The following is a 24,599-nucleotide window of genomic DNA, read 5'->3' on the forward strand; positions in this document are numbered from 1 at the left end:
TCGTCGATCCGCCTCGGCTCAGTGGTGGCCTTTGGGACGCTCGCCGGTGAATACGTAATGCGTGCTGCAATAGGGGCAGATCGCTTCGCCTTCTTTGAGCACGTCGAGAAACACACGCGGATGGCGCGCCCACAGCGGTGCCCCCGGTTGCGGGCAATGCAGCGGCAGGTCGGCTGCGGTGACCTGCACCGCTTCGCTTTTGTTGGTGTTTTCAGCCATTGCGGACCTCTTTCAGACGTAGGCAAGCCAGTGTTCATATTCCGGCGCGCGGCCATTGACCACATCGAAAAAACGCGCCTGGATGCGGGTGGTGATCGGGCCGCGCTTGCCTTCGCCGATGATGCGGTCATCGAGCTCGCGGATCGGCGTGACCTCGGCCGCGGTGCCGGTAAAGAAAGCTTCGTCGGCCAGATAGATGTCGTCGCGGGTCAGGCGTTTGGCCTGCACCGTCATGCCAAACTCACGGGCGATTTGGATTACCGAGTCGCGGGTAATACCGGTCAATGCCGAGGCGATTTCGGGTTCAAAGATCTGGCCGTCTTTGACGATGAACAGGTTTTCCCCGGCGCCTTCGGCGACAAAGCCCTGCGTGTCCAGCAACAAGGCTTCATCGTAGCCTTGCCGGGTGACTTCGAGATTGGCAAGGATGGAATTGGGGTAGGTGGCGGCAACCTTGGCCCGCGGCATGGTGGCATTGACATGGTGGCGGGTGTAGGAGGAGGTCTTTACCCGGATGCCTTTTTCCAGTCCTTCTTCACCCAGATAAGCGCCCCAGGGCCAAGCGGCGATGGCTACATGCACCGAGGCGCCGATTGTGGAGATGCCCATCTTTTCCGAGCCGTAGAAAGCCAGGGGACGCAGATAGCAGGATTCGAGCTTGTTGGCGCGCACCACTTCTTTTTGCGCTTCCATCAGCTCTTCCTTGCTGAAGGGAATCTGCATCATGTAGATCTTGGCCGAATTGATCAGGCGCTGGGTGTGTTCGGCCAGCCGGAAGATCGCGGTACCCCGTGCGGTCTTGTAGGCGCGCACCCCTTCGAATACGGCCAAGCCGTAGTGCAGGGAGTGGGTCAGCACATGGGTGGTGGCTTCGCGCCACGGAACGAGTTTGCCGTCTTGCCAAATGAAACCGTCGCGGTCTGCCATCGACATGATCTGAATCTCCAGCGTATTGGGTTGTGCGAGTTACCCGCCAGCCGGCGGGGGTAGGCGCGCAATTCTAACCCAAAGCCCGTGTGCCGCACTGGGGCGGCACACGGATGGGGGCGCTGGTCACGTTCTTCAATTGGCGGCCGCTGGCGCACGGCCTTGGACCAGGTGCACGGTGCGCTGCGGGAAGGGAATGGTGATTCCGGCCGCCTCCAGGCGTTCTTTGGCCAGCTCTTGCAGTTCGAAATAGGTCGGCCAGAAGTCCGCGGTGCCAGTCCACATGCGCAGCGAAAGATTCACCGAACTCTCACTCAGTGCGGCCAGCCACACTACGGGCGCGGGGTCTTTGCGCACACGCGGGTCTGCGTGGGCGAGTTCCAGCAAAATGCTGCGCGCCAGCTTCACGTCGTCGTCATAGGCAATGCCGATGTTCAAATCCACCCGGCGGGTTTCCTGGCGCGAGTAATTGACCACACTGCCGTTGGATAGAATTCCGTTTGGAATCACCACGGTTTTGTTGTCCGGGGTCAGCAAGACGGTGTGAAAAATCTGGATTTGGCTGACGGTGCCGCCCATGCCTTGGGCTTCGATGTATTCGCCCACTTTGAAGGGACGGAAGATCAAGATCAGCACGCCGCCTGCAAAATTCGACAGGCTGCCCTGCAGCGCCAAACCGATGGCCAAGCCTGCAGCGCCGATCATGGCGATGAATGAAGTGGTTTCCACCCCCGCCATGCCGGCCACGCTGACCAATAGCAGAATTTTCAATACGATGCCCAGCAGACTGCCCAGAAAGCCATGCAGTGTCGGGTCGACGCCACGTCTGGCCAGCAGGGCCAGCAGGCCTTGGTTGAGTTTGCCGACCAGCCACCAGCCGATCATCAGGGTCAGCAAGGCGAGCAGCAGCCGGCCGCCGTACTGCATGAGTATCGGCAGCCAGGTTTCTTGCATGCGGTTGAACATGCTGTTTACGTCTTCCATCGGAACTCCTCGCTGTAATCGTCTCGGGCTTGCCGATTGTCGCACTTGAGCGCGGCAGCGCAAACCGCAAGGCGCCTGATCCTGCGCGCGCGATGACCGCCTTTACGCGCTAGAATCGCGGCTTTGCACGGATGCAGACGATGGCGCGGGACTGGAAACCCAATGTGACCGTGGCGGCAGTCATCGAGCGCGACGGACGCTTTTTGCTGGTGGAGGAAGAGACCGCCGAGGGGCTGCGTTTCAACCAGCCGGCCGGACATTTGGAAGCGGGAGAATCGTTACCAGCCGCCAGTGTGCGCGAAACATTGGAAGAAGCCGCGTACCACTTCGTGCCCGAATATCTGGTTGGTATTTACCAATGGCCGCGTCCGCAAGGCGATCTGACCTATTTGCGCTTTGCGTTTGGCGGCCGGGTCAGTGGCCAGGAGCCGGGCCGCGTGCTGGACACCGGCATCGTGCGGGCAGTGTGGCTCACCCCGGACGAGATGCGCGCTTGCCGCGAGCGCCATCGCAGTCCGCTGGTGATGCAGTGCGTGGACGATTGGTTGGCCGGTCGCCGCTATGCGCTGGAGCTGATTCGCCACTACGACGCATGAGGCGGCTGTGCGGCATTTGGTTGGCTGTGGCGGCGCTGTCGGCGCAGGCCGATGCGACCGTCGCCGTTTGCTACAACTACGGTTGCGCCGAGCGGGCGCAGGTGGTGTTTGCCGACGACGAGCTGGAGGCGGCCGATGCCCGCCTGCGCCAAGCCGGCAGTGCGGCCGAGGAGCGTGCGCTGCTGGCTGGCGTGCTCGGCGGGTTGTACCGCATTGCCGGCGAGCGATCGCCAGTGGGGGCGGACCGCGCCGGCAACCTGGCCGATTGGGGGGTGCATGGCCGTATGGATTGCATCGACCACTCGACCAGCACCACTGCGTTGCTCGAATTGCTGGCCGCACGGGGCAGTCTGCGCTATCACAAGGTGCTTGCGCCGGCGCGTCGCAGCCGTTTTCTTTTCCAGCATTTTGCCGCGGTCATCGAAGAGCTCGCCCCGCCCGCCCCGCTTGCCGCGCCGGTCAAGGTGCCGGACCATGTCGGCTTAATGCTTTTTTTCTGCGACGATCCCGGGGTGCTCGCCGACATCCCGCCTCCGCCCGTGCCACCGCCGGGCAATCCGGGCGCGCAATTTGCGGTGGATAGCTGGTTCGTCAACAACGGCGAGCCGGCAGTGGTGCTGCCGTTGGCAGATTGGTTGAATGGAGACGGACCCAATGTCCAATAACGTCGTAAAGCCCGGCACCGATCCGCAGGGCATGAAAGTGGTGGTCGGCATGTCCGGCGGAGTGGATTCTTCGGTGACTGCGCTGCTGCTCAAGCAGCAGGGTTATCAGGTCACCGGCCTGTTCATGAAGAACTGGGAAGATGACGACGATGAGCAGTACTGTTCCACCCGTCAGGACTTGGTGGACGTGGCTTCGGTGTGCGACGTGATCGGCATCGACCTGGAAGTGGTGAACTTCAGCGCCGAGTATAAGCAGCGCGTGTTTGCCGATTTTCTGCGCGAATATCAAGCCGGGCGTACCCCCAACCCGGATGTTCTGTGCAATGCCGAGATCAAGTTCCGCTGCTTTCTCGATCACGCCATGCAAATGGGGGCAGACCGTATCGCCACCGGGCACTATGCCCAAGTGCGCGAATGGATCAACGACGGGCGCACTGAATACCAGTTGCTCAAGGCCGAGGACGGCACCAAGGACCAGAGCTACTTCCTTTACCGTCTTACCCAGGAACAGCTGTCCAAGACCTTGTTTCCGTTGGGTGGTTTATACAAGCGCGAGGTGCGCAAGATCGCCGAACAAGCCGGCTTGCATGTGGCGACCAAGAAAGACTCCACCGGCATCTGCTTCATCGGCGAGCGCCCTTTTCGCGAGTTCCTGATGCGTTACCTGCCGACCAAGCCGGGCGAGATCCGCTGCCTGGACGATGAGCGGGTGCTGGGCGAACATCAAGGGCTGATGTATCACACCATCGGCCAGCGCAAGGGCTTGCATATCGGCGGGATCAAGGGCAATCAGGACGCCGCTGGCGAGCACGAAGCCTGGTATGTGGCCGCCAAAGACATCGACCGCAATGTGCTCTACGTGGTGCAGGGCCACGATCATCCGGCGCTCCTCAAAGACCGCCTGGTGGCCACCGATCTCAACTGGATTGCCGGACGCGATCCGCACACCCACTGGGTGTATACCGCTAAACCGCGCTACCGCACCCCGGATCAACCGTGCCAGATCGATAGCATCGCCGACGGACGCGCGCAAATCGTCTTCGCCCAGCCGCAATGGGCGCTGACCCCGGGCCAAAGCGTGGTGGTGTACGAGTCCAAGGTGTGCCTGGGCGGTGGCGTGATCGTTTGATTCGGTCCGGCTGTGCCGACGGGCGAAGGTTGTCCGGCCATTTGCCTACGGTGAGCACTTCCAGCTCGGCGCGGCTCACCGGTTGTCATCCGGCTTTGCGCACTAGGCCGGCGGTGTGGCGTGGGCCTCGGCACGGCAGCCGGCGTCGAACAGCGTACAGCGCTCGATGAACTCACGTGTGCTCTTGGGCATCGGCACCCGCGCACGGGTGATGTAAGCGATTAGATCGCGGCCCTGGCCGATCAGGCGCTGGCCGTCGGCCGCTTGCTGCTGTTTGGCCGGCGGGGCGTTGGCGGCAGCTTGCGCAGCGAAGCCGCCGAGCCGTTCGGCGGCGACCACGAAATCTGCCCAGACATCGAAAATTGCCTCATCGGTACGCAGCGTTTCGCATTTGTGTTTGGCGACCTCCGCATAGCGGCGCATTAGCGCCTCAGCGCCGTGAAACAGCGGCTGACAGGCCAGGGTGTCGATCATGGTCTGGGCGATGCGGTCGATGTCGCGCATGGTCTGAGCGATCTTGATGTAGCGGCTCTCGTAGAAGGCCTCGACCGGGATCGAGAAGGCGCGGAAGGGTTCGCCCCACAATTCGTCGATGCCCTCTTCGCCACTGCGGTGCAAAACCAGGCGTCCCAAGGACAGGGCTTCTTGCAAACAGGCCCCGCATTCGCGCATCAGCGCGTTATCTTGATCGATCTCCACGCCCTGTTCTTGAAGTTCCACCAGTTTGGTGAAGATGTCGGTGGCGCGGTTGAACAACGCGCCGGCGAGCATGGCCCCTTTGACCCGGCGGCGGGCCGGGTCGGTTTCGGCCTGAAAAGCCGCGCGCGCTTCGCCCACGCGACGCCCCGGGATGTTGATACCGTGTTCGACATGGTTGAACAGGCGACGGGTCAGTGCGCCGATCAGCGCTTTTTTGGCTTGCAGGCTATCGACCGGCGGATCGTACATCTTGATCCAGTAGCCGTCGTAATGGATGCGTTTGACACCGTCGATCTCGCGCACGGTGCCGTTTGCGATCGGAGTGTTCATCGAAGACAGGCTGAAGGATCCGAGCGAAACAGGCTGGCGACAGTCGGCCTGTTGTGGCAGCGGTTGGACGAGCTCACACCGCCCACCCGCTGTATCAGAGCACCGGACGCAGCCCGCGCGCAGCCCGCTGCCGGCGACGCTTGATCACGACTTTGATCCGCCAGACCAGGTGCGCAAGGACATAGCCGGTCACCGCGCCGACCACCGCCATCACCAGCATACCCAACACCAGCGGTTGCCCAATGCCGGTGATCCAGTGCCACAGATTGTCGAACCAGGATAGCGCCGCCATGGCCTGTTCGGCCTTGGCCTCGGCCAGCGCAGGGTCGGTGCCGGCATGACGGCCCAGCAGGGCGGCGCCGAGTTGGTAGGCGAAGTAATAGATGGGGGCGTAGGTGAAGGGGTTACTGATCAGCGTGGAGACGGCCGCAATCCACAGGTTGGCACGCCAGAACAACGAGGCCACCGCCGCTGCCGGAATTTGGGCCACTGGAATCATCAGGCCGAAAAAGGCGCCGATGGCGACCCCCTTGGCGACCGCACGGCGGTTGATCCGCCACAGGGATGGGTCGTGCAAGCGCGGGCCCAGCCAGCGCAGCAGGCGGCTTTGCTTGATGCTGTCCTGAGTGGGCAAAAAGCGATCGAACATGGCGGTCAATGGCAATGATCCGACATCTTACGACAAGCGCGGCAAAGCACAACAGTCCTTGTCGAGCGCGGACGGTGCCCGGCGCCCTGGTGTCGATGCCTGCCTGCGGTGATACAGACGCCGTTCGAGCCAATAGACCACGAGTTGCGGGGCAAAATCCCGCGGCGGCGCAAATAGGATTTCAGCAGAAATCCGGAGAAATCACCGCTCGCAACACGGTTTGGGTTTCGCCGTCGCGCACACGGTTGGTAAACCACCACAGCGCGCCTTTCTTGATGGTCCAGGGCGCCTCGGCGCCGGACAGCAATAGCGCTGCCATGCGCCCGAGCGCCGGTTGGTGTCCGACTACCAGCACCGCGCCACTCGAATCCGGCCAGCCGGTGGCGGCGAGCAGGCCGGCGACGTTGCCGTCGGGCCCCAGGGCGCTGACGACTTCGAACGCGTCGCTGAAAGCGGCGGCGGTCTGGCGGGTGCGTACCGTCGGGCTGCACAGGATGGTCAGACGCTTGGGGTGATGCTCGCGCAGCCAGGCAGCGATCCGCCGCGCCTGCTTGTGTCCGCGTTCGGTGAGTTCACGGGCATGGTCGGGGGTGCCATCTACGGCTTCGGCGTGACGCCACAGCAGCAAATCCATACGCTCCTCCAGTCGAAATGGGCGCCGACTCTACGCGGACGGTATTACGCCGATGTGAAGGCCGATGCCCTATTGGCGCCAGGGCGTCCGGCCCCACAGCAGCGGCTTGATCTCCTGCTGTATGCAACCGCGCAGGCGGGCGTAGCGCGGGCCATGCCAGCCGACGATGAAAGCGGCTGCCGAGCGTAGCGCTTCATCTCCGGCTGACCAGTTCTCCAGCCGAGCGCGAGCGACGTCTACATCATTGAGAAAACCCAGCCGGGTTTGCGCGCGGGCTAGGGCGTCGAGATAGCGTTCGACCTGCTTTGCCGGGAACAAGGGGGCGAAGAACTCCACGCCGTAGCGCAGCCGTTTGAGGGCGATGCGCAGCGCATGCAGGTGAGCAGGAATGAGGCTGGCCGACGCTTCGAAGCGACGGCGGGCTTTTTTGCGCAAGCGGGTCAGTTGCAAACGTGCAAAGGTGGTGAGATCGGCGGCGCCAATGAGCGTGCTGCTGGGCAAACGATACAGGGCGAGGCTGAACGCCAGCATCAGGCGTCCCTGGGCGGCGGCATCGAGATTGCGCACCGCGTCAGCACGTGCCCGGTCACGCGCGCCGCGGGCTGTTGCCAGCAGCCGGGGCAGGGCATCGCCCGCGATGAGCCCGTCGGCCACCACCGGCGCGAGCAGGTCTTCGTAAAGGACATCCAGGTCGCGGGCATCGCCGAAGCGGTTGGCGGTGTCACGCAGCGCCTCGTTCCACTCATCCACAAAGCCGGGCGGCAGCGCTGGCGCAAACAGGCGTAACAGCGAGCGCAGGCGGCGCAGCGCAACACGCAACTGGTGGATGAATTCCGGCTCATCGGTAAGTGCCGCGCCGGCAACATTGCCTTGCCACTGACGCAGGCAGGCAAAGGCCAGGTCGCGAAAAGCGTCGACCGGGTTCATGTCGGCACGCAGGCGCGAGGGTTCGGCGCGCAGCGGCTCGAGCGGCTGGTTCAGGAACAGGCGGTAGCCGCGCTCGGCCTTGGACAGATCGCTGGGCACCAGCGGCAGGCTGCGCGCCAGCTCGAGCGCCAGCTCAAGCAGATCGGCCGGCTGTCCGCTGCGCAGCTCCAGCTCCAGTTCGCAGATGGGCGCGGTGCGCTCGCCGGCGCGAATGTCGCCGCGGTCGATCATCAGCAGGATTTCCACGCCATCGCCCGGCGCATACAGGCGGGTTTCGCGGCGGAAACGGGTGGTAAAGACCGGCACCAGCGCGGCTCTATGCTTGGCAAGCAGGCGGGCGGTGGCGGGATCGGTCACGGCCGAAAAATCGAAGTCGCCCGAAAACGGTTGTTCCCATTCGGGGCGAGTGCTCAGCCCGCCGGCAGAGGGTGCGGCACATTTGACCGTCTGCAGCCAAGCGCGCCCCTGACGGCGGGTGCGTACGGCAACCTTGCGCGCTTTGAGGGCGAGATCGGCTGTGTCGTAATAGGTGTTATCCAGGGTAGCGCTCGGGCCGAGCTTTTGTGCCGCGGCCACCAGTGGATGACGGCGCAGCGCGGATAACGATCTGGCCGGCAGGCTCAGCTTGAGTTCGATTTCCTGACTCATGGCGCGCATTGTATGCGCCCCTATGGCTGTTCGTCATGCGCGTAAATATTACAGGCATAGAAGGGCGCATGGCCTGCCAGGGACGCCTCAAAGCTCTTCGAAGACTTTTTGCCACAGGGCCAGCACGGGTTCGCGTAATTCGCTGGCTTCCTCGGGGTCGACGCGCGAGGGGCGGTCGTTGAGGCGCTGGCGGTGCTGCAAACGGCGCAGTTGCCGATAGCTATTGGCGCAGGCAGTGGCAAGCGCGGGCGGAATCAACCCCAGTTCGCCGGCGATGCGCAGCAGCGCGATATTGCCCAGATTGCCGGTGAGCTGCGGGTGGGCATGGGCGTGGCCCAGCACTAGATACTGGACGAGGAATTCCACGTCGATCAGACCGCCGGGGTCATGCTTGAGATCGAACAGCGTGCTCTTGCCAGCGTGCGCCTCACGCATCTTCTGACGCATGGCCAGCACTTCGCCGCGCAACTGGCCCAAATCGCGCGGCAGCTGCAGGACTTCTTCGCGAATGCGCTCGAACGCCGCGCCCAGCGCCGGATCGCCCGCGGAAAAGCGTGCGCGGGTAAGTGCCTGATGCTCCCATACCCAGGCCGATTCGAGCTGGTACTTGCGGAAGGATTCCAGCGAGCAGGCGATCAGTCCGGCGTCGCCGTTCGGGCGCAGGCGCAGGTCGGTTTCAAACAGAATGCCCGCCGCAGTCTGGCTGGACAGCCAGGTGTTGATGCGTTGGGCAAGGCGCGCATAGACCTCGGCCGCTTCCGGCGCGTCATCGTCATAAAGAAAGACGATGTCCAGATCCGAGGCGTAGCCAAGTTCCTTGCCGCCGAGCTTGCCGTAGCTGATCACCGCAAACTTCGGCGTTTCGCAGTGGCGGATTTTTATTTTGCGCCAGCACAGGCGGATGGTCAGCGCCAGCATCAAGTCGGCCAGCGCGGACAGGTGATCGGCAAGCCGCTCCACGGTGAGCACGCCGGCGATGTCCTGGGTAAGGAGGCGGAAAACGCGGGCGTGGTGTTGCTCGCGCATCAGGTCCATCTGCCGCTCCATGTCGGGTTCGATGGTCTCGAGCTGGGCGGCGAGTTCGTCGTGAAACGCGGCCCAATTGGGTGCAGCGTCCAGGTTGCGGTCGTCGAGCAGTTCGTCGAGCAGGATGGGGTGGCGGGTAAGAAACTGTGCCGCCCAGCGTGAGGCGCCGACCAACTCCGCGACCCGGCTTAGGGCTTGTGGGTACTGTTGCAGCAAGGCAAGGTAAGCGCCGCGCCGGCTGATGGCCTCCATCAGGTCCAGACAGCGCGCCAGGGTGTCGTCCGGCGTCTTGCCGTGCGCGGCAACCTCTACCACCCGTGGCATCAGTGCGTCGAAGCGGCTGCGGATGTTGTTGGGCAATTGTCGATAGCGCGGGGCGTTACGGATGGCGGCCAGGCGCTCGGCGGCCGCTTGCGGATCGCGGTAACCGAGTTCGGCCAGCATGGGCAGACATTGTTCGGTGTCGCCGGCGCAGGCCCATACGTCGTTCAGAGCGTGCTCGCCGTCGCTGGGGTCGCCAAAGACATCATTGAAATGGCGGCTGACGATGCTGCGGTGACGGTCCAGTTCTGCGAGCAGCGCGCTCCAGTCGGCGCAGCCCATGGCGCGGGCGATCAGCGCACGGTCGGTGTCGTTGTCGGGCAGGTCGTGGGTTTGCGCGTCGTCCAGATATTGCAAGCGATGCTCCAGGCGGCGCAGAAAAACATAGGCGGCGGATAATGCGGCCACCGCATCGGCTGCCAGAATGCCGCGCTCGGCCAGTCCGGCGAGCACTGTCAAGGTGGGGCGGATTTGCAGGCCAGGTTCGCGCCCGCCGCGGATCAGTTGGAAGACCTGGGCAATGAATTCGATTTCGCGGATGCCACCGGGCCCGAGCTTGATGTTGTTGGCCCGGTCGCGGCGAGCGACTTCGCGGCGGATTTGCGCGTGCAGCTCACGCATGGCGTTGATGGCGCCAAAGTCGAGGTATTTGCGGAACACGAAAGGCCGGGCGATCGCCTCCAGTTCCGGCCAGCGTTCGCCGGCCAGCACCCGCGCCTTGATCCAGGCGTAGCGCTCCCATTCGCGTCCCTGGGTGATGAAATAGTTTTCCAACATGTCGAAGGAGCACACCAGCGGGCCGGAGTCGCCGTTGGGGCGCAGGCGCATGTCCACCCGGAACACCTGTCCATGTTCGGTGACTTCGGCCAGTGCCTGGATGATCTGTTTGCCGAGTTTTTCAAAGAACTCGAAATTGCTGATCACCTTCATGCCGCCGGTGTCGCCGTCTTCGGGATAGACGAAGATCAGATCGATGTCGGAGGACACGTTCAGCTCGCGCCCGCCCAGCTTGCCCATGCCGATGATGATGAGCTCCTGGGCCCAGCCGGTAGGCGACAGCGGCTGACCGTGGCGTTCGACCAGGGCTTCACACAGTAGGTCATGGGCAGTGCGCACCGCGACTTCGGCCAGTACGGTCATGGTTTCGGTGACTTCGTGCAAATCTGCTCGGCCGGCCAAGTCGCGTGTCAGCACATGGCAGATTACCCAAGTGCGCAGCTCACGCAGCGCCGGCTTGAGCCGGTCGGCGCAAACGCCGCGCTCGGCAAGGAACGTCTGCATGGCCTCGGCGTCGATCGGATGATCCAGGTGCGCGGCAAGCTGCGCACCCAGCCAGGGCCGGCTGTCGAGCATGCGGCGCAAAAAGCGTGACAGGTCGGCGGCGTGGCGGACGTCGTCGGGTAGGGCGGAAAGGTCACAGGACATGGGCGTTTCTGCCTCGTCATTGTTGGTAGAATCGTGCGCCGTGGCGCGGCGCGCCACGCGGGTCGGCGGATACGGCGACTGTTGCCGATTGTAGTTGCAGCCCCGCTTGTCGGACAGCGCCCAGGCTGTCCGCGCTGTTTGTCCAAGAGTCCGTATCGATGACCGTTCCCGCCGATCCGCTTGCCAGTGCCCCGCGCCAGGGGGGCGTCGTCTGCGCGCGCTCGCGGTGGGCAAAGCGTCTGCTATGTGCGCTGACCGTGGCCTATTTCGTAGTCGGCGGGCTGTTCTTGACCCTGCGCGAAGTCGTTACGCCGCGCATCGGTGAGTATCGCTTGGAGATCGCTCAGGCGTTGGCAGACGCGATCGGCTTGCCAGTTACCATCGACAGTTTGTCGGCCGAGTGGGCCGGCCTGCGGCCGCAGCTTCACATCGGCGGTTTGCTGATCAGCGACCCTGATGGTCACGCCGCCTTGCGTTTGGAGCGGGTCGAAGCGGTGCTGGCATGGTATTCGCTTCTGCGGCTGCAGCCGTATTTTTATCGCCTGGAAATTTTGTCCCCGCAGCTAGGTGTGCGCCGCGCGCCCGATGGCCGTCTGTTCGTGGCCGGTTTGCCGGTCGATGCTGCGGCGGCCGGGTCGGGCGGTTCGCTGGCCTGGCTGCTCGCGCAGCGGGAAATATCGGTACGCGATGCGTCGCTCGTTTGGCGCGACGATCTGCGCGGGGCGCCGGAACTGCGTCTGGAGAAGGTGTCGGTGCGGCTCGATCGGCGTGGCGCCCGCTACCGGTTTGGCCTGCTGGCCGAGCCGCCGGTCGAGTTGGCTTCCCGCTTGGATTTGCGCGGCGATCTGAGCGGCGCTGAGGCGCAGGATTGGAGCCGGTTGCGCGGGCAACTGTATCTGGCCCTCGATCGCGCCGAGCTGGGCGCTTGGCGACCTTGGATCGACTATCCGGTGCAAATCGTCGGCAGCGGCGGTTTGCGCGCCTGGATCGACTTGGAAGCCGATCATCGGCGCAGCCTCAGCGTTCGTCTTGCGCTCGACCGGGTACGCACTCGGCTGGCGCCCGATCTGCCCGAACTCGATCTGCACAGCCTGCGCGGGCAGGTGTCGCTACGGCGCTCGGCCGATGGCGCAAGCATACAGACTCGCTCGCTGACCTTGCGCACCGGAGACGGCGTGACCTTGGCGCCAGTGGATATCGACCTTTCGCTGCGCGGCCCGGAGGGCGACTGGCAGCATCCGGCGTCCGAAGGTGAGCTTCGCGTCAATCGGCTGGATTTCGCGGCCTTGGCGCGGCTATTGGCGCACTTGCCGCTGGACGACATGGTGCGTCGTCGTCTGGCGGCCTTCGATCCGCGCGGCCTGGCCAGTGCGGTGCGCATCGCTTGGCGGGGAGCACTGGCCGCGCCGCAGGGCTGGTCGATCAAGGCCGTGTTTCAAGATATCGGCCTGAGCGCACAAGATGCTCTGCCGGGGCTGGGCGGATTGTCCGGTGAGATCGACGGCAACGAACAGGCGGGACGCTTTCGTATTTCCGGCGAGCAGGCATGGATCGATCTTCCCGCGGTGTTTCCCGAGCCCCGTCTGGCGCTATCCAGTCTGCGCGCCGAAGGCGGCTGGTCGCGGCGCGATGGCGCGTTGGAGCTTGTCCTCGATCAGGCCTCGTTCAGCAATGCCGATGCCAGCGGTTGGGCCGCCGGGCGTTACCGGCCGGTGGCCGGCGGGCCGGGCATAATCGATCTTTCCGCGCGCTTGCAGCAGGCCGACGGTGCGGCGGTATGGCGTTACATGCCGCTGGCGGTCAATCAGGATACCCGCGACTGGCTACGCCGCAGCATCGTTGGCGGCACTGCGCCCGAGGCGCGCCTGCGGTTGCGCGGCAATCTTGCCGATTTTCCGTTCAGCCAGGGCGCCGACGGGCAGTTTCTGGTCACCACGAGGATTGCTGGCGCACGCCTGGAATACGCCCCCGGCTGGCCAGCGATCGACGCCATCGACGGTGAGCTGCGCTTCGAGGGCGATCGCATGGCGCTTACCGCCGAGCGCGGCAGTATCTTCGGCGTGCGTCTGTCCGAGGTCCACGCGACGATTCCCAGCTTGATGGCGCATGACGGTGAGATCATGACGCTGCGCGGCCGCGCGGTTGGGCCGACCGCCGATTTTCTGCGTTTTGTGTCCGAAAGTCCGGTGGCACAGCGCATCGGCCGGGTAACCGACGGTATGCGTGCCGAGGGCGTGGGTACCCTGGAACTTAGCTTGGTGATGCCTTTACGCCATGTGGCCGACACCACGGTCGAAGGGCAATACCGGTTTGCCGACAATCGCCTGTGGGTGGTACAGGGCTTGCCGCCCTTGCAGTCTGCCGCCGGACTGCTGCGTTTCACCGGCGACTCATTGACCATCCCGCAGGCCAAAGCGCGCGTGCTCGGCGGCCCGCTCACGCTGACCGCCCGTACCGACCGGGATGGCGTGGTCGGTTTCAAGGCCGCCGGTACTTTGGCGGTGTCCGCGCTGCGTGGCGAAATGGACTGGCCGGCGCTGAATCATCTGTCCGGTAGCGCGCCCTGGCGGGCGGAGATCGCGCTGCGCCGCGAAGGTGTCAGCGTGACGGTGCATTCCGATCTGCTGGGCATCGGCTCCAGCCTGCCGGAGCCGTTGAACAAGCCCGCCGACCAGGCTTGGCCGTTGCGTGTCGAATGGGCGGGCTTGGACGGCGGTGCGCGCCAACGTATCCGAGCCAGCGTGACCGACCGTTTCGAGCTGGCGCTGCTGCGTCTAAGCACACCGCTGGGCTGGGCGGTCGAGCGCGGCGGCCTGGGCGTGTTCCGGCCGCTGCCCAGCGCCGAGGATGGAGTGATGGTCGATGCGCGGCTCAAGACGCTGGACCTGGATGCCTGGCGCCGGGCGCTATACACACCCGTCGCGGATCCGGCTAGTGCTGCGCCGGCGCTGCCGCTGGCCGGTCTGCGGCTGGAAGCCGAACAGGTGCGCGCTTTTGGCCGCAAGCTCAACCAGGTCGCGTTGCGGGCCAGCGCCCAGTCGGGCAACTGGCGCGGACAGATTGCCAGCCGGGAAGCCAGTGGCCAATTCGAATGGTTCTCCGGCGGGGAAGGGGCGTTGCGGGCGCGCCTCGAGCGTCTGCGGCTTACAACCGACGAACATCCGACCACATCGGGGCAGACAGAGGACGAACCGCTGCGCCGTCTGCCGGCGGTCGATCTGCGGGTCGAGAACTTTGAACTCGGCGACAAGGCGCTGGGCGAACTCGAGGTGAGCGCGGTCAACCGCAGCGGCCAATGGCGGCTCGACACCTTGGCGCTGCGAAATGCGGACGCAAGGTTGAGCGGCTCCGGGCTGTGGCGCCCCGGTCCGTCCTCACATACCGCGCTCGATTTCCGTCTGGAAGCCAGTGACGTTGGCGGCTTGTTGCAGCGCCTGGGTTATCCGGACGCAATTCGCGAAGGCGAGGCGGTGCTTACCGGCAAACTGGGCTGGCAGGGCGCGCCGGTCAAGGTCGATTACCCGTCGCTTGCCGGCAGCATGCAGATCGATGCCGCCAAGGGGCAATTCAACAAGCTCGAACCTGGGGTCGGCCGCCTGCTGGGCGTGCTCAGCCTACAGGCTTTGCCGCGGCGCGTGACCTTGGATTTTCGTGACGTATTCTCGGAAGGGTTCGTGTTCGACCGGGTTTCCGGTAGCATCGATGTGCGCGCGGGCGTCATGCACACCGATGACCTGCTGATCCGCGGCCCGGCGGCGCGCATCGCCATACGCGGCGAAGCCGACCTGGCGGCGGAAACACAGCGTCTGCGGGTGACCGTGCAGCCGACGCTGAGCGAATCGGTGGCCATCGGCGCGGCCGCCGGGCTGATCAATCCGGTCGCCGGGGTGGTGACGTATCTTGCGCAAAAGGCGCTGAACGATCCGCTTGAAAAATTGCTGGCCTTCGATTACGCGATTACCGGCACCTGGGGCGAGCCGATGGTGGAAAAACTCGGCAGCGCCGTGTCGTCGGCGCCGAATCCAGCTCCGTCCGACCAACCCGACGCGGCCGCGCCGCGCCCTTGAGCTCCTCTTTCGCAATGACTTCATTACCTTCCGACGCGGCCGCCCCCAGCGTGCGTATTGCCGCCATACAAACCGTTTCCGGCCCGGATGTGGCCGAGAACTTGCGCGTGGCGGGCCAATTGGTGGCCGAAGCGGCCGCTGCCGGCGCCCGTCTGATCGCACTGCCGGAATATTTCCCGCTGATCACTGCCGACGAAACCGCCAAGGTACGCATCCGCGAGCGCGACGGCGAAGGGCCATTACAGGACTTTCTGCGCCAGACCGCGCGGCGCCATCAAGTGTGCCTGGTCGGCGGCACCATCCCGCTGGCCGCTTGCGCTGCCGACAAGGTGCGTAACAGCACCTTGGTTTATGACGCGCGCGGCGAGCGCATCGCGCGTTACGACAAGGTGCATTTGTTCGGCTTTCAGAAGGGCGAGGAGTGCTACGATGAATCGCAAACCATCGAGGCCGGCCGTGAGGTGGTACGCTTTGAATCGCCGGCCGGGCCCACCGGGCTGTCGATATGCTACGACCTGCGCTTTCCGGAGCTTTTCCGGGCAATGGGGGCGGTCAACCTGATCGTTCTGCCGGCCGCTTTCACCTACACCACCGGTCGCGCGCACTGGGAAGTGCTGTTGCGCGCCCGCGCGATCGAAAACCAGTGCTATGTGCTGGCGGCCGCGCAAGGCGGCCGCCATCCGAGCGGGCGGGTGACTTGGGGGCACAGCATGGTGATCGACCCCTGGGGCGAGGTATTGGCCTGCCAGGCGCAAGGGCCTGGGGTGGTGGTGGCCGACCTCGACCCGGCGCGCATCGCCGCAGTGCGCGAAAGCCTGCCCGCATTGCGCCATCGCTGCCTGTCAGCCTGACCGCGCAGTCTCGATTGTATTGACCGCTGCCGGGGCCAACCCGCGCAGCCCAGACCTGGATATGCCATGAGCCCAAGCAAAAACGCCCTCAAAGTTGCCGAGCGCTACTTGCTCAACCCCTTCGATCTGTCCGCCGACGGCTTGGAGAAGGTCTTTCGCAAGCTGATGCGGCATGACATAGACTTTGCCGACCTGTACTTTCAATACCATCGCGCCGAGGCTTGGAGCCTGGAAGAAGGCATCGTCAAGGCCGGCAGCTTCGATATCGAGCAGGGCGTGGGGGTGCGTGCAGTCAGTGGCGAAAAAACCGCCTTTGCCTACTCCGACGACATTTCTCTGCAAGCGTTGCTGGATGCGGCGGTCACCACCCGCGCGATTGCTGCGGCCGGCAAACGCCGCACGGTGCAGATCGCCCCGGCGCACGCGCGCAAGCGCTTGTATCGCGCCGACGATCCGCTCGATTCGCTGGAGGACATTGCCAAAGTCAAACTGCTCGAACGTCTGGAAGGCTTCGCGCGTGCCGAGGATGCCCGCGTGGCCCAGGTCATGGCGCATCTGGCCGGCGCCTGGGAAGTGGTCATGGTGGCGCGCAGCGATGGCCATCTGGCCGCCGACGTGCGTCCGCTGGTGCGGGTATCGATCACCGTGATCATGGAAGATGGGAACCGTCGCGAGCAGGGCAGTGCCGGTGGCGGCGGGCGCTTCGACTATGGCTATTTCACCGACGAGGTGCTGCGCGACTATGCGCGCGCTGCGGTGCATCAAGCGCGCACCAATCTCGACGCCGTCCCCGCGCCGGCCGGTACCATGACCGTGGTGCTCGGGTCGGGGTGGCCGGGCATTCTCTTGCATGAGGCCATCGGCCACGGACTGGAAGGCGACTTCAACCGCAAGGGCAGTTCGGCTTTCTCCGGCCGTATTGGCCAACAGGTGGCCGCCAAAGGCGTCACCGTGGTAGACGATGGCACCCTGCCCGACCGGCGCGGTTCGCTCACCATCGATGACGAGGGCACGCCCTCCGCGCGCACCGTACTGATCGAAGACGGCATCCTCACCGGCTACATGCAGGACATCGTCAATGCCCGCCTGATGGGCATGGCTCCCACCGGTAACGGGCGGCGCGAATCCTATGCCCATCTGCCGATGCCGCGTATGACCAATACTTACATGCTCAACGGTGACAAGGACCCGGAGGAAATCATCCGCTCGGTGAAAAAGGGCCTGTATGCGGTCAATTTCGGCGGCGGGCAGGTGGATATCACCTCGGGCAAATTCGTGTTCTCCACCGCTGAAGCCTATTTGATCGAAAACGGCAAAATCACCCGCCCGGTCAAGGGGGCGACCTTGATTGGCAACGGCCCGGATGCGCTGACCCGGGTGTCGATGATCGGCAACGACCTGGCGCTCGACCCCGGCGTGGGCACTTGCGGCAAGGAGGGGCAAAGCGTGCCGGTGGGGGTGGGACAGCCTACTTTGCGTCTGGATGGTTTGACGGTGGGCGGTACCGCCTGACAGGCCGCGCCCTAAGCGTCCTGGGGCCGCTGGTGCAGATGCATGAAACTGTCGACCACGCGGCCCACATGTTCGGCGCGGGCAGAGGACTGTTGTCGGGCCAAGGGCTCGCCATACAGGGCGCGTACCAGATCCATGCCCATCGCCATGCCGAGCAGTAGTTCGGCGCTCGACTCCGGCTCCGCACAGCGTATCAGCCCGCGCGTATCGGCGCTTTGCAGATAGCGAGCGAGCGCGTCGATCGTGCGTTGCGGTCCGCCGCGGAAAATCTGCCGCAAGTCCGCCCGCCGCTGTGGCTCCTCGGCCAGTGCCTGCATCAGACGCCGGTGATGGTCACAGCACAGGAAGGCGGTCAGGTCGGTGACGAAATGGCACAGTTGGGCGTGCAGCCCTTGCGCTGAGGTCGGCTCTTCGACCAGCGCCCGCGACACGAAGGCGGCATCGCTGCCGACGACCGCCAGCAGCAGCGCCTTGCGGCTGGGATAGCGACTGTAAAGTGTTGCCTTGGACACTCCGGCTGCGCTGGCGACCGCATCCATGGTCATGGCGCGTGGGCCGCGTGTCAGCAGGATGTTGCGCGCAGACTCCAAAATGATTTGGTCTTTATTGGGATCGAGCGGCCGTCCGCGGCGGCGGGATACCGAGGCTGGATTTGTCATTGCATTACCGTACAATGGCGTTCAGTTTAACCTTTTGAGGTTCGCATGCATGCGCGTCATGGGTTTGATCATTGTATGGCTGCCGCTTCTGTTGGGGTGTGAAGCCGCATCTGTGGCCGATGCGGTACAACAGCCGCCGTGGGTGCGTACCGCCGAGATCGAACCGGCCACCGCCAGGGAGTATGTGTTGTCCGGTACGGTGCGGGCGCGTACCGAGTCGCCGCTGTCGTTTCAGGTGCCGGGGCGCATCGTTGCACGACTGGTCGAGGCCAATCAGCGCGTCGACCGCGGTCAAGCCTTGCTGCGCTTGGATAGCCGCGACCTCCAGCAAACGGTGACCGCCGCCGAGGCTGAGCTGGCCGCGGCACAGGCCGCGTTGGCCACCGTGGAGGCCGATCTGGCGCGCCATCGAGCGTTGCAGCAGCGCAACTTCATCAGTGCGCAAGCCTTGGCGCGCACCGAACTGCAATGGCGTGAGGCGCAGGCGCGGCGCGATGCCGCGCAGGCCAGGCTGGCCGAGGCCAGTAACGCGCTCGATTACGCGGTGCTTTCGAGCCCGGCTGAAGGTGTGCTGCTGGAGGTGACCGGCGAGCCGGGGCAGGTGGTCGCGGCAGGCCAGCCGGTTGCCGTGCTGGCGCACGGAACGGCGCGCGAGGTCGAAGTGTTTTTGCCAGGGCAATGGACACCGCCTGCCCAAGGGCAGGCTTTACTGGCCGACGGCAGCACGCTTGCGCTGCGTTTGCGGGAAGTGGCAGGGGCGGTCGAGCCCCAGGCGCGCACACGTCGGGCGCGATATTCGGTGACTGACGGTGCGCTGGCGCTGGTGCCGGGCACCGTGGTGCGTGCCCGCTTCGAGGCCGCTGCCCAGTCGCCTGCCGAGGCGGCCGCTGACCAGGCGGTCTTTTCGGTGCCGATTGGCGCACTGGATGAGCGCGGCGGCGGCGCCCGGCTCTGGCAGGTGCGCGAAGGCCGGGTAAGCGCCACGCCGGTGCAGGTGCTGGCAGCCGATGACCGCTCAGCCCAGGTCAGCGGCAGGCTGGCCGCCGGGGATCGGGTGGTGGCGCTGGGCGTTCACCTGCTGCGCGAAGACATGGCAGTGCGCGAGCTGCCGCGATGAGCTTCCCCAATTTATCCGCGCTCGCGGTGCGCGAGCGGGCGGTTACCCTGTTCTTTCTGATCCTGTCGGTGCTGGCCGGACTGTATGCCTTTGCTGCGCTCGGTCGCGCGGAGGATCCGGCCTTCACCGTGCGTGTCTTGGTGGTCAATGTGCTGTGGCCAGGCGCCGCGCCCGCGCAGATGCGCGATCAGGTGGTTGATAGGCTGGAGAAACGCTTGCAGGAAGTCGAATACCTCTACCGCATCGAAACCACCATCCGTCCAGGCCAAGCGACGCTGCAGGTGGAGTTTCAGGATTACACCCCTCAGGCCAAGATTCCTGATTTGTTCTACCAAGTGCGCAAGCGTATGCAGGACGAGGCGCCGCAGTTGCCTGCCGGCGTGATCGGTCCGGTGGTCAACGATGATTTCGGCGATGTGTATTTCAAGCTGATGGCGGTCACCGCACCGGGCCTGCCGTTGCCTGAACTGGTGCGTGAAGCCGAGGCCATCCGTGACCGCCTGCAGCGTGTGCCGGGTGTGCACAAGGCGCTGGTGTTGGGCGAGCGTAGCGAGCGGGTTTTCGTGGAGTTCGACATCGTCCGGCTGGTGAACCTGGGGGTGTCGCCGCAGGCGATTTTTGAAGCCATCGATGCCAGCAACCGGTTGGTGCCGTCCGGCCGCATCGAAACGGACGGTCCGCGCCTGTATCTGCGTGTGGATGCCGACCTGTCTGACCCTGACGCGCTGGCGGCACTGCCGATCCGGGTGGGTGACAAGCTGCTGCGGGTGGGAGAGATCGCCACCATCCGTCGCGGCTTTGAAGACCCTCCCAGCGTGTTGGTGCGCTCTCGCGGCGAGCCCGCCGTGCTGCTGGGCGTGGTGATGACCAAGGGCGAAAACGGTCTGGCGCTGGGCGAGCGGCTGGACGCTTTTGTTGAGGCCGAGCGCGCGCGGCTGCCGCTGGGTATGGAACTTGCCACGCTGACCAATCAGGCCGAGGCCATCCGTGCGGCGGTCAATCTTTTTCAAGTCAAATTTCTGGTCGCGCTGGCCGTGGTGATGGGTGTCAGTGTGCTGGCCATCGGCTTGCGTGCGGGCATCGTGGTTGGCATAGCGGTGCCATTGACCTTGGGCATTACTTTCGTGGTGATGTGGGCCAAAGGGATCAACCTCGATCGCATCACCTTGGGCGCACTGATCATTGCCTTGGGGCTGTTGGTAGACGATGCCATCATCGCGGTCGAGATGATGCTGGTGAAAATGGCCGAGGGCTGGGAGCGGGTGCGCGCTGCCGGCCATGCGTGGAATGTCACCGCTGCGCCGATGTTGTTTGGCACCCTGGTGACCGTGGCCGGGTTTGTGCCCATCGGTTTTGCGCGTTCTGGGGTGGGTGAATACGCCGGCAATATTTTCTGGGTGCTGGCCATTGCCTTGCTGGTGTCTTGGCTGGTGGCGGTCACCTTTGCCCCTTACCTTGGGGTCAAGCTGCTGCGCAATGCGCCCGGCGGCCATCATGGCCATGCCGCGCTCTACCAGAGTCCGCGCTACCGGAGCCTACGCCGGTTGATTCAAAGTTGCGTGCGTTGGCGCAAGGCGGTCGTCGCCACCACCGTGCTGTTGCTGGGACTGGCGGGTGTGGGCATGGCCACCGTGGTGCAGAAGCAGTTTTTCCCCAGCTCGGATCGACCGGAGGTTCTGGTCAGCGTCTATTTGCCACAAGGATCGAGCATCTCTGCCACCGATGCCGCGATGCGGCGCGTGGAGGCCCTGCTCAAACCCATGCCCGAAGTACGCTCGCTGCTCAGTTATACCGGCAGCGGTGTGCCGCGGTTTTTCATCTCCGCCAACCCGGAACCGCCCGATCCGGCCTTCGGCAAGCTGGTCGCGGTCACCGGCGGGCCGCTCGAGCGCGACCGCGTGATCGCGCAATTGCAAAGTCATATCGATGCCGGCGAGTTTCCCGAAGCGCGTGTGCGGGTCTATCGGCTGTTGTACGGACCGCCGGTGATCTGGCCTTTGCAGTTGCGTGTGCTCGGCCCAGACCCGCAAGTGCTGCGGGGCATCGCCCATCGGGTGCGTGAGATCATGGCCGCCAACCCGCATGTGGTCGATGCTCATCTGGAGTGGGATGAACGTGTCCCGGCGCTGCATGTTGCGGTCGATCCAGAGCGGCTGCGTCTGATCGGGCTGACCCCGCAGGACTTGTCGCAGCAACTGCAATTTCTGCTCGAAGGCGTGCCGGTGACGCAACTGCGTCAGGACATCCGCAGCGTGACGCTGGTGGCGCGCGGCGCGTTGCCGCGGCCATTGGATGCGGCGAAACTGGGCGGGCTGGAAGTACTCAGCCGCGACGGTCGCAAACTGCCGCTGGCGCATCTGGGGCAGGTGACGGTGCACTTCGAGGAGCCGGTGATCAAACGCTACAACCGGGAACCTTTTCTTGCCGTGCTGGCCGAGGTGAGCGGTGCACAGCCCAACGATGTGACCGCCGCGGTATGGAAAGCGCTGGCCCCGCTGCGCGAGGAGCTGCCGGCAGGTTACCGGATCGATATCGGAGGCTCGGTCGAAGCCTCGGGGAAGGCGGATGCCTCGATCAAAAAACTGCAGCCGGTGATGCTGGCGCTGATGCTGATCTTCATCATGCTGCAAATGCGTTCGTTCTCCGGCACCTTCATGGTGCTGGCCACCGCGCCACTCGGCTTGATCGGTGCGGTGCTGGCCTTGCTGTTGTTCAATCAACCGTTTGGCTTCGTCGCCTTGCTGGGGCTGATCGGGCTGGCCGGCATCTTGATGCGTAATACGCTGATTCTGACCCAGCAGGTGGCCGACAACTTGGAGGCCGGCATGTCTGCCCAGGACAGCGTGGTCGAAGCCGCGGTGCAGCGCGCCCGTCCGGTGGTGCTGACTGCGCTGGCCGCGGTGCTGGCCTTTGTCCCGCTCACTCAGGACAGCTTTTGGGGGCCGCTGGCCTATGTGTTGATCGGCGGCGTGGCGGTGGGCACCGTAATCACCTTGCTGTTCGTGCCCGCGTTGTATGCGCTGTGGTTCCGGCTGGATCGCCCCCAGACAGACCGCTTGGGCTGAGCCGGCCGCACCACGCTCAGGCGCCGGCCGATCCTCGTCGGGGTAGTGTGACCGTGGCCTCCAGTCCGCCACCTGGAGCGTTCGCCAGGCGTACGTCTCCCCCCTGAGCGCGTAGCAGGTTGCGCGCGATCGCCAGTCCCAGCCCGGTGCCGCCGGTTTCGCGGCTGCGCGAAGCTTCGGTGCGGTAGAACGGTTCGAACACTTTTTCCAGTTCCGCCTCGGGCAGTCCAGGGCCGTGGTCGCGGATGCGCACCAGCGCGAAAGTCGGTGAATCTTCGACGACGATCTCTACACGTTTGCCGAACTTGACTCCGTTTTCGACAAGATTCCAAAGCGCGCGGCGCAACGCGACCGGCTGTGCCGGGCACGGCTGCGCGGCGCGGCCATGGAGCGCGACCGACCAGCCCATGTCTGCCGCGTCGCTGCACAAGGCTTCCAACAAGCCGTTTACATCCACCGGTTGAAGCGGCGCGGTGTTGTCGCGGCTGCGCGCATAGTCCAGCCCCTCGCGCACCAGCGCCTGCATGGCGTCGAGGTCGGCCTGAAAGCGGGTGCGTAAGCCGTCGTCTTCGATCATTTCCGCGCGCAGACGCAGGCGGGTGATCGGCGTTTGCAAGTCATGCGAGATGGCGGCCAGGATGCGGGTGCGCTCGGCGATGTGTTCGCGCACACGCTGCTGCATGTGGTTGAAAGCCGCTGCGGCCTGGGTGACTTCGGTGGGGCCGCGGATATTCAGCGGCGGGCTGTGCTCTGGGGCCTCGCCCAGACGGCGGGCAGCTTCGGCCATACGCGAAAGCGGCCGTGTGGCGATGCGCACCGCTACCCAGGTCAGACCCAGCACGCCGCCAATCAAGGCCGCCAGCGCGGCGAGTAGCCGGCCGGGAGCGGGCATGGGAAAGCTGGGCGCCGGCGGGATGCCCGGCAGGCGTACCTGCAGCGGACTGCCGTCGGCCAGCCGCAGGGCGATCAGCAACGCACCGTGCGGGCCCTCGCCGCGGTGATGGATGAACAGGGCGACTTCACGCTCCGGCATGGCCGCGCGTAAGGCGGGCAGGAGCGGATGGTCGGGTGGCAATGGGCGGGCGCGCTCGGGCAAGGGGCGTAGCGACAGGCGCAGACGGCGGCGGCCCAGTTCGTCCAGCCAGCGCTCGCGCTCTGCCGGGGTCAGGCGGTCGAGTACGTCGGCAGAGGCGGCCACCTCCTGCGCGATGCCTTCGAACAGGGCGCTGCGCCCGATGCGTTCGCGCTCGCCGATGAAAAGCGCAAAGCTCACCGCCAGCACCAGGGCAATGCCAACCAGCCAGATCAGCATCAGGCGGGCGAACAGGCTGCGCGGCCACGGGAAATTCATGAGTCGCTGCCGCCACGGGCGACCGGTGTGACCTCGCAGGCCAGCACATAGCCTTCATTGCGCACTGTTTTGATGATGCTCGGTTCGCGCGCGTTGTCACCCAGCCGCTGACGTAGGCGGCTGACCATCAAGTCGATCGAGCGATCGAACACATCCGCCTCTCGCCCCTGGGTCAGCTCCATCAGTTGGTCACGGCTCAGCACGCGTTGCGGATGAGCAAGGAAAACACCCAACATGCGGTATTCGGCGCCGGACAGCGGTACTACGGTGCCGGCGGCATCGATCAAGTGGCGATTGACCGTGTCCAGTCGCCAGTGCGCAAAGTGGAGCTCACGCGCGTTGGCCGGTGGTGCGGCCTCCAGATTGGGCGGCAGGGCGCGCGCGCGGCGCAAAATGGCGCGGATGCGTGCGTACAGCTCGCGCGGCACGAATGGCTTGGGCAGGTAATCGTCGGCGCCCATCTCCAGGCCAAGGATGCGGTCCATGTCCTCGCCCCGCGCGGTAAGCATCAAGATCGGGATGTTGGCGTGCGGACCGCCGGCGGCTCGCAAGTTGCGGCATAGGGTCAGGCCGTCTTCGCCGGGCATCATCACGTCCAACACGATCAGGTCGATGCGGTGACGCTCCAGTGCGGATTTCATTTCGCGCCCGTCGGCTGCGATGCTGCAGCGCAGGCCTTGTTTTTCCAGATAGTCGGCCAGCAAGGTGCGGATTTCGCGGTCGTCATCGACGATCAGCACGTGGTCTTGTTGGTTGCTCATGTGCGCATTCTCCTTGGCCGGCATCTTAAGCCGGGGT

Annotated in this window: 19 protein-coding genes; 8 read left to right on the forward strand and 11 right to left on the reverse strand. The window is 64.8% G+C overall.

Annotation, left to right across the window (positions count from 1 at the left end; genetic code table 11):
- Nucleotides 1-18 precede the first annotated feature (18 nt).
- From DIE29_RS03905 to DIE29_RS03915, 3 genes are all read right to left on the reverse strand, one after another.
- Nucleotides 19-219, reverse strand: coding sequence for a zinc-finger domain-containing protein (locus tag DIE29_RS03905; RefSeq protein ID WP_102041046.1), 201 nt, complete (start codon nt 217-219; stop codon nt 19-21).
- 12 nt (nt 220-231) lie between these two features.
- Nucleotides 232-1,152: a branched-chain amino acid transaminase gene (locus tag DIE29_RS03910; protein WP_114649277.1), complete on the reverse strand. Its 921-nt coding sequence runs from the start codon at nt 1,150-1,152 to the stop codon at nt 232-234.
- Nucleotides 1,153-1,281: 129 nt separating this feature from the next.
- Nucleotides 1,282-2,130, reverse strand: a complete 849-nt coding sequence (locus DIE29_RS03915) for a mechanosensitive ion channel family protein (RefSeq protein WP_114649278.1) — start codon at nt 2,128-2,130, stop codon at nt 1,282-1,284.
- A 140-nt stretch (nt 2,131-2,270) separates the two neighbouring features.
- Between DIE29_RS03915 and DIE29_RS03920 the strand changes: the two genes are divergently transcribed.
- From DIE29_RS03920 to mnmA, 3 genes are read left to right on the forward strand one after another with little or no spacing between them, the layout of a single operon-like run.
- Complete coding sequence (locus tag DIE29_RS03920; RefSeq protein WP_114649279.1) at nt 2,271-2,726, forward strand: NUDIX hydrolase; 456 nt, start codon at nt 2,271-2,273, stop codon at nt 2,724-2,726.
- The gene (locus DIE29_RS03925; RefSeq protein WP_114649280.1) at nt 2,723-3,391 is read left to right on the forward strand and encodes a hypothetical protein; all 669 of its coding nucleotides are present in this window, start codon (nt 2,723-2,725) and stop codon (nt 3,389-3,391) included. The genes DIE29_RS03920 and DIE29_RS03925 overlap by 4 nt, the downstream gene beginning before the upstream one ends.
- A gap of 31 nt (nt 3,392-3,422) precedes the next feature.
- A complete protein-coding gene (mnmA, locus tag DIE29_RS03930) occupies nt 3,423-4,520 on the forward strand; it encodes a tRNA 2-thiouridine(34) synthase MnmA (RefSeq protein ID WP_114650257.1) in 1,098 nt (365 codons plus the stop codon).
- A gap of 102 nt (nt 4,521-4,622) precedes the next feature.
- Here the strand turns inward: mnmA and DIE29_RS03935 are convergent, their stop codons facing one another.
- The 5 genes from DIE29_RS03935 to glnE all read right to left on the reverse strand — a co-directional run bounded on the left by DIE29_RS03935 (nt 4,623) and on the right by glnE (nt 11,179).
- Complete coding sequence (locus DIE29_RS03935) at nt 4,623-5,549, reverse strand: hypothetical protein (protein ID WP_114649281.1); 927 nt, start codon at nt 5,547-5,549, stop codon at nt 4,623-4,625.
- A gap of 94 nt (nt 5,550-5,643) precedes the next feature.
- On the reverse strand, nt 5,644-6,198 hold the full coding sequence (locus tag DIE29_RS03940; protein WP_102041051.1) for a DUF2062 domain-containing protein: 555 nt from the start codon (nt 6,196-6,198) through the stop codon (nt 5,644-5,646).
- 181 nt (nt 6,199-6,379) lie between these two features.
- Nucleotides 6,380-6,832, reverse strand: a complete 453-nt coding sequence (locus DIE29_RS03945; RefSeq protein ID WP_102041052.1) for a SixA phosphatase family protein — start codon at nt 6,830-6,832, stop codon at nt 6,380-6,382.
- A gap of 69 nt (nt 6,833-6,901) precedes the next feature.
- Nucleotides 6,902-8,407, reverse strand: coding sequence for a CYTH and CHAD domain-containing protein (locus DIE29_RS03950; protein ID WP_108081013.1), 1,506 nt, complete (start codon nt 8,405-8,407; stop codon nt 6,902-6,904).
- Between the two features lie 87 nt (nt 8,408-8,494).
- Entirely contained in the window at nt 8,495-11,179 is a 2,685-nt protein-coding gene (gene glnE / locus DIE29_RS03955) for a bifunctional [glutamate--ammonia ligase]-adenylyl-L-tyrosine phosphorylase/[glutamate--ammonia-ligase] adenylyltransferase (protein WP_114650258.1), read from the reverse strand.
- A gap of 158 nt (nt 11,180-11,337) precedes the next feature.
- On the opposite strand from glnE, the gene DIE29_RS03960 reads away from it, so the two are divergent.
- From DIE29_RS03960 to tldD, 3 genes are all read left to right on the forward strand, one after another.
- The gene (locus tag DIE29_RS03960) at nt 11,338-15,246 is read left to right on the forward strand and encodes a YhdP family protein (protein ID WP_114649282.1); all 3,909 of its coding nucleotides are present in this window, start codon (nt 11,338-11,340) and stop codon (nt 15,244-15,246) included.
- Nucleotides 15,247-15,260: 14 nt separating this feature from the next.
- The gene (locus DIE29_RS03965; protein ID WP_102041055.1) at nt 15,261-16,097 is read left to right on the forward strand and encodes a carbon-nitrogen hydrolase family protein; all 837 of its coding nucleotides are present in this window, start codon (nt 15,261-15,263) and stop codon (nt 16,095-16,097) included.
- 66 nt (nt 16,098-16,163) lie between these two features.
- Entirely contained in the window at nt 16,164-17,609 is a 1,446-nt protein-coding gene (gene tldD / locus DIE29_RS03970; protein ID WP_102041056.1) for a metalloprotease TldD, read from the forward strand.
- An 11-nt stretch (nt 17,610-17,620) separates the two neighbouring features.
- On the opposite strand, the gene DIE29_RS03975 is transcribed toward tldD, so the two are convergent.
- Nucleotides 17,621-18,268, reverse strand: coding sequence for a TetR/AcrR family transcriptional regulator (locus DIE29_RS03975; RefSeq protein ID WP_102041057.1), 648 nt, complete (start codon nt 18,266-18,268; stop codon nt 17,621-17,623).
- A gap of 49 nt (nt 18,269-18,317) precedes the next feature.
- Here DIE29_RS03975 and DIE29_RS03980 point away from each other — a divergent pair, with 49 nt between their 5' ends.
- Nucleotides 18,318-19,385: an efflux RND transporter periplasmic adaptor subunit gene (locus DIE29_RS03980; protein WP_114649283.1), complete on the forward strand. Its 1,068-nt coding sequence runs from the start codon at nt 18,318-18,320 to the stop codon at nt 19,383-19,385.
- The gene (locus DIE29_RS03985; RefSeq protein WP_102041059.1) at nt 19,382-22,450 is read left to right on the forward strand and encodes an efflux RND transporter permease subunit; all 3,069 of its coding nucleotides are present in this window, start codon (nt 19,382-19,384) and stop codon (nt 22,448-22,450) included. The genes DIE29_RS03980 and DIE29_RS03985 overlap by 4 nt, the downstream gene beginning before the upstream one ends.
- A 16-nt stretch (nt 22,451-22,466) precedes the next feature.
- On the opposite strand, the gene DIE29_RS03990 is transcribed toward DIE29_RS03985, so the two are convergent.
- Complete coding sequence (locus DIE29_RS03990; protein ID WP_102041060.1) at nt 22,467-23,801, reverse strand: ATP-binding protein; 1,335 nt, start codon at nt 23,799-23,801, stop codon at nt 22,467-22,469.
- Nucleotides 23,798-24,562 carry a response regulator gene (locus DIE29_RS03995; protein ID WP_102043101.1) on the reverse strand — a complete coding sequence of 255 codons (765 nt, stop codon included), beginning with the start codon at nt 24,560-24,562 and terminating at the stop codon, nt 23,798-23,800. Before DIE29_RS03995 ends, DIE29_RS03990 begins: the two co-directional genes overlap by 4 nt.
- Nucleotides 24,563-24,599: the final 37 nt, after the last annotated feature.

It is taken from the genome of Pseudothauera hydrothermalis, assembly GCF_003345255.1.
Taxonomy (GTDB): Bacteria; Pseudomonadota; Gammaproteobacteria; order Burkholderiales; family Rhodocyclaceae; genus Pseudothauera; species Pseudothauera hydrothermalis.